Genomic DNA, 14,287 nt, shown 5'->3' with positions numbered 1-14,287 from the left:
CTCAGGCGCTCGCGCCGGCCGGCGCGACCGCGCGCACGTCGAGCGCGCTCTTCGGCAGCGGCTGCCGCGCGCGCGTTTCGAGCCAGAAGCGGTACAGCGTGTTCTTCGCCGCTTCGAGGCGGTAGTCGCTGCTCGCGCGCATGTCGGTGAGCGGCGCGTAGTCAGTGCCGAGCGCGAGCATCGCGGCCTGCGCGGTCGCCTCGTGCCATTCGGCGTCGCGCAGCACGGCTTCGGCCTGGAGCGCACGCTTCGGCGTCGCCGCCATGCCGCCGAACGCGATGCGCGGCTCGCGGATCGCGTCGCCGTCGGCGATGAACGAGAACGCCGCGCAGACGGCCGAGATATCCGAATCGAAGCGCTTCGACAGCTTGTAGGTACGAAAGCGCAGGTTCGCGCGCGCACCGCCGCGCGCGGGCACCTTCAGGCCGACGACGAACTCGTGCCCGGCCATGTCCTTCTTCTGATACGCGAGGTACAGGTCTTCGAGCGGCATCTCGCGCTCGACGTCGCCGCCCCGCACGATCACGCGCGCGCCGAGCGCGATCAGCCCCGGCATCGAATCGCCGATCGGCGAGCCGTTCGCGATGTTGCCGCCGAGCGTGCCGGCGTTGCGGATCGGCAGCGACGCGAAGCGCTGCCACATTTCGGTCAGCTCCGGGTACTGCTTCGCGATCTCGGCATACGCTTTTTCGACGCTGACGCCGGCGCCGATCTCGATCCAGTCGTCATTGGTTTCGAGCTTTTGCAGCTCGGCGATCTGTCCGACGTAGACGAGGTCGCCGAGCTCGCGCATCTGCTTGGTGACCCACAGGCCGATGTCGGTGCTGCCCGCGAGCAGGCGCGCGGCCGGTTCCTGCTGTTTGATCCGCGCGAGCGCCGCGACCGTGCGCGGCGCGGCGAAGCGCTGGCCCGCGTGCTCGTACTGAAACGTGTCGCGGCGTTCGAGCGTCGCGAGCGTGTCGGCGAGCGCCTTTACGTCGACTGGCGCTTGCGGCGCGGGCGCGTCGAACATGCGCTCGGCCGCGTCGACGATCGGCCGGTAGCCGGTGCAGCGGCACAGGTTGCCGGTCAGCGCATTGCCGATCGCCTCGCGCGACGGCACCGTGCGGTTCGCGCAGCCATGCTCGTGGCCGTGCTTCTCGTAGAGCGCCCACATCGACATGATGAAGCCCGGCGTGCAGAAGCCGCACTGCGAGCCGTGGCAGTCCACCATCGCCTGCTGCGCCGGATGCAGCGAGCCGTCCGGCTGGCGCAGGTCTTCGACCGTGAAGAGCGCGCGGCCGTCGAGGGTCGGCACGAACTGGATGCAGGCGTTGACCGCCTTGAACTCGACGCCGCCCGCCGGATTGCGCTCGCCGATCACGACGGTGCAGGCGCCGCAGTCGCCTTCGGCGCAGCCCTCCTTGGTGCCGGTGCAATGCGCGTCCTCGCGCAGATACTGCAGCACCGTGCGGGTGACGGGCGCGTCCTCGATTTCGCGGATCGCGTTGCGGTGATAGAAACGAATCGGCTCGGTCATGTCTCGGTGCTCTCGTCTGTTCCGTGTTCGCGCGGACACGCCGCGTCAATGGTTTGAAAGCTATCACCGTCAATAAACCTAACCCATAGCCTGATTCGCATGGGGGACATATTGTTCGCGCGATATGACCCGCCATTGATTCGTCCCATTTTTTAAGCAAACTCTGCAAGGGAATCGGTTCCATGGGAGAATCACGCCTTCCCGCCGAATTCAAGTCTCGTTTTCCCGATGTCCACCGACTCCGCGTCCGCCCGCAGCGAATTTGCGACGACCCTGCAGATCATTCCGGTCGTCTTTTTCACCTTTCTTTGCTACCTCGCGATCGGTATTCCGCTCGCGGTGCTGCCCGGTTATGTGCACGGCGACCTCGGCTACAGCGCGGTGCTGGCCGGCGCGGCGATCAGCGTGCAGTACCTCGCGACGCTCGCGTCGCGGCCGCTCGCGGGCCGCTCGGCCGATACGCTCGGGCCGAAGCGCACGGTGTCGATCGGTCTGCTCGGCTGTGGCGCGAGCGGTGTGCTGCTGTTGCTCGCCGCGCTGACCGGTCGCTGGCCGGGACTGAGCCTCGCACTGCTCGTGTGCAGCCGGCTCGTGCTCGGTTTCGGCGAGAGCCTGTGCGGCACCGGCGCGATCCTGTGGGGAATCGGCCGGGTCGGCACCTCCAACAACGCCCGCGTGATTTCGTGGAACGGCATCGCGACCTACGGCGCACTCGCGATCGGCGCACCGCTCGGCGTGATGATCTCGCGCTCGATCGGCTTTACCGCGCTCGGCATTCTGGTGATCGCGCTCGCGGGGCTCGGCTATTACCTCGCGCGTCTGATCGCGCCGGTGCCGGTCGTGCACGGCGAGCGGATGTCGTATCGCAGCGTGTTGACGCGCGTGCTGCCGCACGGTATGGGTCTCGCGCTCGGCTCGGCCGGCTTCGGTTCGATCGCGACCTTCATCACGCTGTTCTATGCGGCGAAGCACTGGCCGAATGCGGCGCTGTCGCTGACGCTGTTCGGCACGCTGTTCATCGGCGCGCGCCTGCTGTTCGCGAACACGATCAAGACCTACGGCGGCTTTCGTGTCGCAATCGCGTCGTTCTCGTTCGAATGCGCGGGTCTGTTGATGCTGTGGCTCGCGCCCGAGCCGCATATCGCGCTCGCGGGCGCCGCGCTGACCGGCTTTGGCTTCGCGCTGGTGTTTCCGGCACTCGGCGTCGAGGCGGTCGGGCTCGTGCCGCCGGCGAGCCGCGGCGCAGCGCTGTCCGCGTACTCGGTGTTTCTCGATCTGTCGCTCGGCATTACCGGGCCGCTGGCGGGGTATATCGCCGGCGAGTTCGGTTACGGCTCGGTGTTCCTGTTTGCCGCGATCGCGGCTGCCGCGGCGGTCGTGCTGTCGACGGTGCTGTATCTGCGCAACGCGAAAGTAACCGGTCTGTCTACCGCGCAGTAAGCACTCGCAGTGAACGCGCGCAACGAACGCGCGGCGCTGACGCAAAGGCCGCGACGCGCAAAGTCTTCACGACGCGCGCCGCGGCCATTCGATCCCGCTGTCCATCCTCGCGGCTAATCTCTCTCCGCCGCCATCTCCTGCTTGATCGTCGTCTGCGCGCGCACCGCGATCTGGCCGTGATTGATTCGGCTCGACACGTTGTACACGCCGATCAGCATGAACAGCTCGGTGGCGGCCACCGAGCACGCGGTGCCGACACCGCCCCAGAAGTAGATGCTGATCGGTGCCTGCACCAGATGGAACAGCGCGCCGTAGATATAGATCCGCTTCAGCAACGACTGATTGCCCGACGCGATGATCGTCAGCATCACCTGGGTCGTCGTCATGCCGACGATCGCCGGCACGAACACGAGAATGCGCAAAATGCGGAACGTCTCGCCGAACGCCTCGCCGAGAAAACGTCTGACGAACCATTCGCCGAGCACCGTAAAGCCAACCAGAATCAGCACCGCCGACGCCGCGAACGCGACCATGAAGCCGCGGTTGACCTTGTGGATATAGGCGATGTCGTTGCGCTCGTAAGCGACGCAGATCTTCGGAAAGAACGCCTGGATGGCCGGCGCCGTGCACGCGCGTAGCGCGTTGGTGAGTCGCTCGGCCGCCACGTAATAGCCGACCGCGCCCGGGCCGCTGATCATGCGCAGCATGATCACGTTCGCGTACATGTACACGGACGTCAGCGCCGAACCGAGAAAGATGTGATACGCCTCTTTCGCCTCGGCCATCACGTCGGCCCAACTGACCCGCACGGTCAGCAGGATCTCGCGCTTCCAGATCAGCGCGCCCATCAGGATCACGCCGCACACGAAGGTCGGCGCATATTGCAGAGCGGCCGCGAGCATCACGTCGTCGCGAGTCCTCACGAACAGGAACAGCGGAATCAGCAGACCCACGCGCGTCGCGAGCAGCGTGCCCGCGAGCACCGGCAGGCGCTGTGTGCCTTCGTAGAAGCAGCCGGGCGTCAGCACGCCGCCCCAGATCACGAGCGAGCCCAGCAGCGTCGCACCGCGCTCCTGCGGCGACATGTGCGCGGCGAAGGCCCAGCCGACCAGCACCAGCGAGCACAGCAACGCGAGAATCGCGCGGCCGATCGTGGTCGACCAGTAGATGCGGTTCACGACCGCCGGGTTATCGATGTGCACCGCCACCTTGCGCGCGCTCGACAGGCCGAAGCCGAAGTCGACGATGACGAGAAGAATCTGCGAAATCGATTGCGCGTAACCGATCACGCCCAACCCGGCCGGCCCAAGTACGTGCGACAGATACGGCAACGTAACGAGCGGCAGCACGTAGTTCAGTGCGTACACCGAATACAGCGCGATGATGACGTTTCTCGTCGACACAATCGTCCTGTTTGCAGTAGGCGGTTAAAACTCAGGTCGAAAAAACGGAATACGACACGAAAGCAGGTTCACTTAGTGCGATATTGATCTTGTTGTAGCGATCGTCTTCGCCATTTGCGTTCAACACCGCGCTCTTCACCGCATTGCCGATCAGATTGCTTACCACGGTCTTGTAGTTGGCGTCGGTGGCGTCGGTTGCGAACAGGATTTCGGCGAGTAGAGCATGGCCGCGCGTGGCCGCGCGCAACACCACGCGGCCCGAGGTCGAGCGCAGCACGTTGATTGCGATGCGCGTCGTCTCCTGCGACACGGTCTGGTTTCCGCAATGCAGCGCCGCCGCGACGCCGCCGCGTTCGTAGCCGACGCCGAGATTCAGCGCATGCACGAGGCTCGCGTCCTTGCCGCCCGCGATCGCGCCGCCACCCGGATACGCCTTGGCGTAACCGACGATCGTGTCACCCGCGCGATCGCCGAAATTGCCCTGAATCGTGATGCCGTCGAGCGGTGTGCTGCCCGGCGCGGTCGAACTGCCGTACACGAACTGCGGGCCGTCGCAGCCGGCGTTCTCGTCGTCCTGGCCGGGACGGTAGCGATTGCCCACGATCGTCGCCCCCTGCTGGTAATCGATCTGGATGTGGCAACTCTGACCGGGCGGCACATCGAGGTACGACGGATGGCCGCGCGTCGAGAATTTCCAGCGGCCGATCTTGCCGTCGCCGCCGCAACCGTTGCGCGAGAAGTAATTGCCGTTCACCACCTTGCCCCAGTTGCCGCTCTTCATATAGATGCCGGCAAAGCCATTGCGATCGAACACCGCGCCGACGATCAGCGACTCCGCGCCGAGAATCACGCCGTGTCGCGCGTTCCATTCCCAGCGTCCGCCGATCACCTGCCAGAAGTTGTCGACGATATCGGCGCCGGCCGTATGGCAGAACATGCCGATGCAATTGATCAGCGAGCCGTCGGTGTGCTCGGTCGCGTAGAAGCCGCGCTCGCACATGTACGCATAGCAGCGCTCGAGCGTCGAGGTGACGCCGAGTTCGTAGCCCGCGCGCGAAAAACCGATCGCCGTGCAACGACTAGCCCCGGCCGACGTACCGAAGTGGATGCCGATCGCCGTGTTGCCGGTGTGCGCCGGATAGTTGGCGAGGTAGTAGATGACCTTGTCGTAATGCGCGGGCCGCACCTGCACATGCTCGACGAACGCCGAGTCGCCCAGCGTCAGCGCCGCCGACCTCGGGCCGCCCGAGTCCTGTCTCTCCAGCACGGTCGCCGCCATCGCGATGTCGGTGATCACCACGTATTCGCCGCCGCCGTCGCCGCGCAGTCTCGAGCCGTTCGCGGTGGCCAGGTCGCCGGTGTAACGCCAGATGCCGCGCGGTAGATACAACCCGCGCGCACCGCTCGCGAACGCTTCCCTGAGTTCAGCGCCGCAGTCGTAACCGGACGCGCCGCGCTGGATCGCCGCCAGCCGGTGCGGATCGACGAAGCGCGCGACGCTGACCTCGAGTCCCGCGACGATATCGCTGAGCGTCTTCAGATAGCTCGGCGCAACCGGTTCCGATGCGGCACGCTCGGGCACGGACGCGGCGACGCGCAGGATGCCGCCGGCGCCGTCGTCCGCGCCGTTACCCATACTCGCGAACGCGCCGCGCTCGCGCGGCGCGTGCCCCGTCGCGCGCGCGATGCCCAAATCGGCTGTGCTTGCACTGGCCCCGGCCAGGCCGCCGAGCAGGAACGTCTTGAGCGCCTGTCGCCGGGTTTTCATCTAGCCTTCCCCCATTGCGTTACTCCGTTCTTTTTTCACGTCGAGACATCGACAGGCATCAGTCCACCGTGATGCTTTGCCCCTGCTCGGCGGCCGCCGGACGCGCGCTCACGGTCATGGGGACCGGCACCGCACGCGCCTTCGCGCTGCGACTCAGGCCCTGCACGCCTGGCGGTCTGAACAGCGGCACACGATACTTGCGGCTGAAACGCCACAAGCTGTTCATATGCCGGCGCCCCGCCTTGCTCAGGAAGCCCGCTGCCGACGCACGCTGATGCTCGTGCGTGAGTCGCGCGCCCGGCACGCACAGCACGCGGTAGCCCGCCTGCCAGATGCGCGCGCAAAAATCGACGTCCTCCATATAGAGAAAGAAGTGCTCGTCCATGCCGCCGAGTTCGCCGAATAGCGCGCGCCGCACGATAAAGCCCGTGCCCAGCACCCAGTCGGCCTCGAACGGCGTGCCCGCGGCCCACGCTTCGCGCATCATGTGGTTGTCGATGCGGCGCTTGAACGCGCCGAGCCGCCCGAGCGGCGAACGCCGGCCGAGTATGTCGAGTACCGAATAAAAGCGCCGCGCGGAAAACTGCCGCTCGCCATCCGGATAGACCAGATCGAGACCGACGAGGCCGACATCCTTCTCCGTTCTGAACAACTGCACCGCGTTTTCGAGCGATGTATCGACGAAATAGGTGTCCGGGTTCAGCACGAGCACGAGTTCGCGCAGACAACCGACCATGCCGAAATTGACGCCGGCTCCGAAGCCGCGATTGATCGACGTTTTGACGAGCCTCACTCCCGTCGGAAGCGTCTCCCTCAGATAGGAAAACGAATTGTCGGGTGAAGCGTTGTCCACCACGACGATGTCCTCCTTATCCGCAATCGAAAGTTCTAGTACGGAGCGCACGCAATTTCCGACCAGTTTTGGCGTGTTGTAATTGACGATCACCACGCTAAACATTCCCTTCAGGTTCATCCCCACCTCCTGCTTTACATCTGGTGTTCGTGGAATTACCCCCAAACACGGCTTTCTGGTTCTTGCACCTTGCTTCGCGCTGTTCACGCGCACTACCGACTACCCACTGCTCGTCCGCGCGATGCAGACGATCTGGAGCGCACTGCCTTCTGGTTCGCTACGTGCTGTCTGGACGCGGTCCGCCCACGTAATCGAACACTGGCAATGTCATCAGGATGAAGACAAACGGAATCACTTCGATCGATTGATAGAAGAGCGTTTGAAATAAAGCGGCCCACATGCACAACGAAATCCGGCTCGCGCTGCTCGCGAGTTTCGTCACCGATATCAGCACGCCGTAATAGAAGATCGCGCCCATCAGGCCGATATTCAGAATCTGCTGCAGCACGCTCGATTCGACGACGCCGAACTCCTGTTTCACCGGCTCGGGTGCCGAGTTCGTGACGAGCCCAAAGTACGTGCCGGCGATCACGTTGACCGGCAATACGAGCGACTTGGCCTTTTCCCATGCTTCGGTGCGGCCGTCGTTGCCGTCCGATTGCAGATCGGTCGCGCCTATCATCCGTTCGGTGCCGACGTTGACGACACTATCGTTCTGACTGCTCACCGCGACGCCGAAGATCATGATCGCCATCGTCGCGAACACGGTGGCAACGATCAGTTTCGCGTTTCTCGTGATGAACTGGATCGGCGCCTGCAGGAACGCGAGCCCGAACGTGCCGAGAATGATCAGCATGCCGCTGCGCGACAGCGCCGAGAAAATCGCGAAGCTGAGCACCGCGCACGCGAGGCCCGACAGCACGTTCTTGCGCACCAGATAGTCGACGCCGCACAGCGACGCGGCAATCGCGACGAACAGCGGGTAGTGCAGATAGCTGCCCGTCAGCGACGGCGCGCGCAGATTGTCGAAGCCGTACGTCGCGCCGGGCAGATCGATCGGGAAGACGTTCTGCTGCTGCGCGAGCGCGACACCCGCCTCGATCAGCGCGATCAGCACGAGCCCCGCATAGGCGACGCGCGGCTGCACGAAGCGCCTCTGATAGTTCGAGATCGCGTAGAAGTAGATGAACAGCGTGAAGATGAAGACGAACAGATAGGACGGCCCGAACTCACCGGTGAGCGCGAGCGTCGCGACGATCGACAGCCCGGTCGAGAACAGCATGCCCACGAGGAAGCCGAACGACAGGCGCCCTTCGTCGCGGAAGTAAGCGGCGATCGCCGTCGGCGAGATGTACCACACGAGCAGCCCGACGATACCGCCGACCTGGATCAGATAGGCGGCGTCCTTGCCGATCAGATACTCGAGCACGCCGCGCGAGGCACACAGCACGACGGCCAGCAGATAGGCGATGGTTGCGATCATGGCGTCAGGCCTGATACGCCACGGAGGCGTTGACGTTGACCGGATCACCGCGGTAGATGCGCTCGATCACGTCCTGGAACTCATCGATTTCGCAGACGTTGAGCAAGGTGCCGTCGTGCTCGACGCCTTCCGCGCCGAGCGGCGTCGAGACGACCGGCAGTTTCGCCGCGAGCATTTCGAGCGTCTTCAGCTTGACGCCGGCGCCCGACAGCAGCGGCACCACGCCGATATCGGCGGACTCGAAGTACTTGCCCGGATTTTCGACGAAGCCGGTCACGCAAATATCGTCGCCGTTCAGGCGCTTTACGCGGTCGCTCGGATCGGAGCCGACCACGAACAGCTTCAGTTGCAGGCCGCGCCGGCGCAGCGGCAGAAAAATCGCGTCGATGAAATTGAGCAGCGCCTCTTCGTTCTCACGGCGTTGCATCGCCCCCCAGAACAGGATGTTGCCTTTCTCGACCGTGTCTTTCGAGCGCCGCACTTCCTTCAGAAACGCCGGCAGTGAGATCGGCACGACCTGCAACGTGCCGACCCCGGGGTACAGGCCGTTGATCAGCTGCGCGTCCTTGCTGGACAGCACGAGCACCTTGTCCGCCAGCTTCAGCAGACGCTGCTCGAGCATGAAGGTCTGCCGGGTGAACAGCCATCCTTCGATGGACTTGACGCGCAATATGACCTGGATCTGCAAGTCATGCGCGCACATCACGATCTTCACGCGGTCGTGGAAACGCTCGCGCAGATTCTGGGCATACGCAAAGCATTGCGAGAACTCGAGCCGCACGGTGTCGTATCGGTTCCTGTCGACGAGCTCGCAGAGGAACTTACCGATCGCGGGCTTATAGCGCGAGAACAGGCGCGGTGAAAAAGTCAGCGGATTCGCGAGGAACGACGGAATCAGCTCGAACCGGCTCACGTACTGGATGTACACGTTGCGCACGTTCGCGCGAAACTCGATGGCTTTTTCGTCGACCGGCACGCGCGACACGATCAGCACGTCGAGCTCAGATTCCGCGCTCAGTTTGATCAGGTAGTCGTAGGCCAAACGGTGGCCAGCTTGCGGCGCGTTTTTCTGAGGCAGAAAAGGCGTGACAAATAGCTGTTTCATCCGGGTAGTCCCTTGCCTGTACGGTATGCGCTCGGCAGGCGCGGCCGTAAGATCCCTTCGCATTGCCATGTTGCTGTTCTGATCGGTCCAGTCGGGCGCTACGCCCCGCACCGCGGGCGCGTCGCGAACCAGGCGCCCGGGCTTATCTGTCGTACGGTTTGTAGATGTAGGCCGCGTAGCGATAGCGTCCGTAGCCGTAGCTGTAGCGTCCCGGCCGCATCCGCAGTCCGTTCATGATCACGCCGCGCACCGGCAGGCCGACCTTCTGCATCTGGCGGACCGACTCACGCAGCTCGCCGATGCCCGTGACACCCTGACGCGCGACGAAGAACGTCGTACCTGCCACGCAGGCGAGCCGGACCGCATCCGCGGCGAGCAGCACCGGCGGTCCGTCGAGCAGCACGACGTCGTAGCCGGTCGCGACCTGGCGCAGCACCGCTTCGAGCCGTGTGTTCGACAGCACGTCGCTCGGGCTCGCAACCTGGCGGCCGCTCGCGATGAAGTCGACACCCTGGAAACGGGTCGCGCGAATCAGCTCTTCGGGACGGTACGCGCCCTGGATCAGATCGGTGAGGCCAGGACCGCGATCGCCGCCGAGATGCCGATGCAGGAAGCCGCGACGCAGGTCGCCGTCGATCAGCAGGACGCGCTTGCCGGTCGCACCGATTACCGCGGCGAGATTCAGCGACACGAACGACTTGCCGATGCCCGGCGTCGGGCCCGTGATCAGCACGATATGGTTGCGCGCCTTGGTCATCGTGAATTCGAGCGCGGTGCGAAAGCCACGCAGACTTTCGATGGCCGGATCGATCACCGCTTCGCCCGCAAGCACGAGCGCCTTCGATTCCGGACGGCGACGGCTGTGCGCGAACCGCTCTTCCTGACGGCTGAACGGCACGCTCGCGTAGACCGGCAAACCGGTGCGCAGCTCGACTTCGTACGGATCGTCGATCGCGTCGAACAGACGCTGACGCACGAGCGCGATCACCGCGCCGACGAACACGCCCAGCATCAGCGCGCCGATGATGATCAGCAGCGGCTTGGGCCGCACCGGCGTATCGGGCGCGACGGCGCCGTCGACGATGCGCACGTTGCCGGACTTACCCGCCTTGATCAGCTTCAGCTGTTCGAGCGTATTGCGCAGCGACGTATCGAGCTCGGTGCCGACCTGCACGTCGCGCTGCAGGCGCAGCACGTTCTGCTCGAGCGGCGGCAGCGATTGCGTCCGGCTCGCGAGATCTTTCGCTTCCTGTTGCGCCGCATGCAACTGCGCGTTGACCGACTGCACGGCCGGATGCTGGTCGGTGAAGCGCGTCAGCAGTTCATTGCGCTTCTGTTGAAGTTCCGCGAGCCGCGTCTGCGCCTGAACCGACAGCTGCAGCAGGTTGGTCGCTTCCTCGCCGAGATCGACGGTGCCATGCTTCGCGCGGAAGTCGTTGAAGCGCGTTTCCGAAGCGGAAAGCTGCTGGCGCATTTCCGGAAGCTGTATTTCAAGGAAACGGATCGAACGCTCCGCTTCCTCGGATTTGCGCTTCAGGTTCTGGCTCACGTATTCGCCAGCGATGGTCGCGAGAATCGCGCTGATCTTCTTCGGATCGCTGCCTTCGAGCGACACGCCGAGGATGTCCGATTCCTTGCCTTTTTCCGAGATCGTCAGTTCCTTGCGCAGCTTTTCGGTCGTCGTCAGCGCGGACTGGCGCCGCACTTCGAAGGTCGCGCCGGGATTCGCCTCGATCCGGTCGACGACGAGCGTGAGCGGCCCGTAGTTGGTCGTCGCGCTCAGCGGTTGGCCGACCGTGCCTTCGAGCTTCAGCTTGCCGTATTGCAGCTCGTAGCTCGATCCCTCACCCATCTTCAGCACGAACGGACGGTCGAATAGCTCTTCGGGGACGTCGAATTTCGACACCGTGATGCTCTCGTTGCCGTACACGTAGCCGTGCGGTCCCGGCGTCGAGAGGTGATCGGAATGACGGGCGAGCCAGCGGCCGAACAGCGGGAAGTAGCGCGGCGCCGCTTCGATGTCGAGATTGAGCTTATCGACCGCGCGGCCCACCACCATGCGCGAGCCGATCACCTGTGCCTCGCCTGACGTCGCGGTCTTCACGTCGAACATCGCGGACACGTCGCCGATCACGCTCCTGGACGAGGTACCCGCGTTCTCCTCGACCTGCACCAGAATGTCCGCGCGATACACGGGTTGGGAGAACACCGAATAAGCGATGCCGAGCGCGACCGCGATGGCCGTCGTGATGGCAATCAGCTTGCGATTGTCGTACAGCGCATCCAGATAATTCGCGAAGCCTGCCGGCGCATGTTCGCTGTTGTTGGTCCGGCTATCGAATGGTGCACTGCTTTGGTTCATGCGAGTTCTCCCAAAGTCTCGACGGTTTGCCACTTGTTCTTGGCGCCGGGACCGGCACGTCGCCGCATCCAGTCACGCCTGTGTCCAGCGAGCTGACCGCCTCGATCGGACGGGGGTAGCTGATTTACGCCACATCGGCTACCTTTGTGTGTAACAGCGCCTATGCGAGGTCGGCTCTTTTCCCTAACATCGCACCACATGCTTTCTTACGGATCCCGAAATGAAAAAACTTCTTGCCGCCGTAATGCCCGTATTGCTGAGCGCCCAGGTGGGTTACGCCCAGAGCATCGTGTCCGCCGCCTCTTCGTCTTATGCGCCGAGTTATGTCGCCAAACACTCGCAACTCGACGCGATGACGCCTCATGCGGCCAGTTCCACCACGCTCTACGGCTCCTCGTCGGATTTCGCGTACGCTAAAAGGAACCGCTATGTCGCGCCCAACGTGTACACCCAAACCAAAAACAGCCTTCCGAAGCAGAAACGTACAAGCGTTGCACAGCCTGTCCGCGGCAAGAACTCAGCGGACCCCTACGGCAGCGATTTGTGGAATTCAGACCAGACCTACGCGTCTCCCGAGACCGCCGATCCGTACAGCGTGCGCTGAGCTGTAGCGCATCACCGTCTGGACCCCCCGTATCGCCGATGTGGCCGCTTGCGGCCACATTCCTGTTTGGTTTGAACTGACTGCCGGGCCCGGTCGCGAAGATTCCCCGATTAGCCGCGTCTCGTCCGCCGTTTTTCCACGCAAACGCTCACGACATGCACATGCTTTTGTTCTGATGAGTCTGGCTTTTTCGCCGACCCATTGAGTCGGTCATCGCCAACTCCGCGCCGTCACCGCGGCTTCGTTTACTCTGTCGAGCCACGCGCTTCAGCGCTCGATAAAATGCCTTTCCTTGGCGATCATAATATTCAGAGAGCCCGTCCTTACAACGTTCGGCAGCGCACACAAAAGCCGATTGCTACAGGATTGCTTCAGACAAATCACGCGATAAAAAACACGTGTTTAAAGCGACGATAACGGCACGGATATACACGCCGTTTGCCACAATCAGCGCCGACTATTTTCAGGGCGCCGGACGCGGATTATCCGCATAGCGCGCGCGACGGCGCGACGGCGCGACGTGCGTCGAACTTTCGCCGATGTGCATGATTTCAGCCAGACGCCGCGCGTAATGCTCGGGCAGATATTCTTCGACGTCGTACTTTCTGTGCTCATCGGCCAGATGAATGGCGAGTTCGCCGAGCGCCTGTTTCAGACTGCCCGGATCGAACTTGAACTTGATCTTGTTGCCGACCGATTCCGCGGTCACCGCCATGCTGCCGCCATCGCGAACCAGCACCGGCAGACCGAGCATCGCCGCCTCGATCACGACAAGCGGCGCGTTCTCCGCGCCCACCGACGGCACGACCACCGCATCGGCGAACTCGCGCACGGCGGGAAACAACTGCTGCTGCGGCATCGTGCCGAACAGGATCAGCTTGCGCTGCGCGATCAGCGACGCGTAGCGCTGCTCGATCGCCGCGCGGTCCGGACCGTCGCCGTACACGCCGATGCAATTGATGCGCTCGAAGCCCGTCGCCTCGCAGAGCGTCAGAAATTGCAGCAGGCCTTTCTCCGGCGAGATCCGTCCGACGAACGCGATGTTGAAGCGCTCCTTGTCACGCACCGTGACGATTGGCATCGCGCTCGGCACCGCCGACGGATTGTGCACGATGACCGTGTTCTCGATGCCGACGCGATGCAGCGCCTGCTGCATGAACAGGCTCGGACACAAGATCCTGTCGAACACGCGCGCCGGCTGATAGGCCGCACGCACCGCGTGCCACCACGCCTTCGTCATCAGATCGTGCACGAGGCCCTTCGGCGTCGGCCGCAACGTGAAGACCGCGCGTGTGCGCAGCACGTCGAGCGGCAGAATGATCGGACGCTTATCCTTGTCGAAGTACTGCAGCGACGGGTTGTAGTAGACGAGGTGATAGTCGTGGCAGGTGTGATACGCGCGATAACCGAACTGACGCTCGTGCCGCGCGATCACGCTGAGAATCGAAGGCGACAGCACGTTGTGGTAGTTGTGCACCATCAGCCGATGCGGCCGGAAACGATGCAGCGCCTTTTCGAGCGCGCGCGCGGCGGTCGTGTTCCAGGAGCGCGACAGCATCGTCGAGCGCGCGGAAAACTGGCTATCGTCGAAACGCTCGACCTCGACGCCGGGCAGCGTGCCCAACAGCTCGGCCGATTGTTGATAGACCACTTCCGCGCCGCCCATGTGCGCGTAATCGTTGATCACCAGTACCCTGCAGCGCTGCATGTCCCCTCCTGTCGTATGCCCCTCGTGCCGTCTCGCGAAACA

General features: G+C 63.7%; 10 protein-coding genes. 2 read left to right on the top strand and 8 right to left on the bottom strand.

What is annotated here, in order from left to right; all coding sequences use genetic code 11:
• Position 1: 1 nt before the first annotated feature.
• The gene (gene xdhA / locus F6X40_RS07920) at positions 2 to 1,519 is read right to left on the bottom strand and encodes a xanthine dehydrogenase small subunit (RefSeq protein ID WP_187627360.1); all 1,518 of its coding nucleotides are present in this window, start codon (positions 1,517 to 1,519) and stop codon (positions 2 to 4) included.
• A 228-nt stretch (positions 1,520 to 1,747) separates the two neighbouring features.
• Between xdhA and F6X40_RS07915 the strand changes: the two genes are divergently transcribed.
• On the top strand, positions 1,748 to 2,959 hold the full coding sequence (locus F6X40_RS07915) for an MFS transporter (protein WP_184034274.1): 1,212 nt from the start codon (positions 1,748 to 1,750) through the stop codon (positions 2,957 to 2,959).
• Between the two features lie 113 nt (positions 2,960 to 3,072).
• Here F6X40_RS07915 and F6X40_RS07910 read toward each other — a convergent pair whose 3' ends face one another.
• The 6 genes from F6X40_RS07910 to F6X40_RS07885 all read right to left on the bottom strand — a co-directional run bounded on the left by F6X40_RS07910 (position 3,073) and on the right by F6X40_RS07885 (position 11,933).
• Positions 3,073 to 4,362, bottom strand: a complete 1,290-nt coding sequence (locus F6X40_RS07910; RefSeq protein ID WP_187627359.1) for an oligosaccharide flippase family protein — start codon at positions 4,360 to 4,362, stop codon at positions 3,073 to 3,075.
• A gap of 31 nt (positions 4,363 to 4,393) precedes the next feature.
• Positions 4,394 to 6,130: a hypothetical protein gene (locus tag F6X40_RS07905; protein WP_187627358.1), complete on the bottom strand. Its 1,737-nt coding sequence runs from the start codon at positions 6,128 to 6,130 to the stop codon at positions 4,394 to 4,396.
• 58 nt (positions 6,131 to 6,188) lie between these two features.
• Entirely contained in the window at positions 6,189 to 7,103 is a 915-nt protein-coding gene (locus F6X40_RS07900; protein WP_090803220.1) for a glycosyltransferase family 2 protein, read from the bottom strand.
• A 157-nt stretch (positions 7,104 to 7,260) separates the two neighbouring features.
• Entirely contained in the window at positions 7,261 to 8,466 is a 1,206-nt protein-coding gene (locus F6X40_RS07895; RefSeq protein WP_187627357.1) for a hypothetical protein, read from the bottom strand.
• Between the two features lie 4 nt (positions 8,467 to 8,470).
• Positions 8,471 to 9,571, bottom strand: a complete 1,101-nt coding sequence (locus F6X40_RS07890; RefSeq protein WP_187627356.1) for a glycosyltransferase — start codon at positions 9,569 to 9,571, stop codon at positions 8,471 to 8,473.
• 142 nt (positions 9,572 to 9,713) lie between these two features.
• The gene (locus F6X40_RS07885) at positions 9,714 to 11,933 is read right to left on the bottom strand and encodes a GNVR domain-containing protein (RefSeq protein WP_187627355.1); all 2,220 of its coding nucleotides are present in this window, start codon (positions 11,931 to 11,933) and stop codon (positions 9,714 to 9,716) included.
• 220 nt (positions 11,934 to 12,153) lie between these two features.
• On the opposite strand from F6X40_RS07885, the gene F6X40_RS07880 reads away from it, so the two are divergent.
• Positions 12,154 to 12,537: a hypothetical protein gene (locus F6X40_RS07880; RefSeq protein WP_184074245.1), complete on the top strand. Its 384-nt coding sequence runs from the start codon at positions 12,154 to 12,156 to the stop codon at positions 12,535 to 12,537.
• 463 nt (positions 12,538 to 13,000) lie between these two features.
• On the opposite strand, the gene F6X40_RS07875 is transcribed toward F6X40_RS07880, so the two are convergent.
• A complete protein-coding gene (locus F6X40_RS07875; RefSeq protein ID WP_187627354.1) occupies positions 13,001 to 14,245 on the bottom strand; it encodes a glycosyltransferase in 1,245 nt (414 codons plus the stop codon).
• Between the last annotated feature and the right edge of the window lie 42 nt (positions 14,246 to 14,287).

Origin of the sequence: Paraburkholderia sp. UCT31 (genome assembly GCF_014397655.1) — a bacterium.
Lineage (GTDB): Bacteria > Pseudomonadota > Gammaproteobacteria > Burkholderiales > Burkholderiaceae > Paraburkholderia > Paraburkholderia tuberum.
This window is presented reverse-complemented; position numbering and strand designations above follow the sequence as displayed.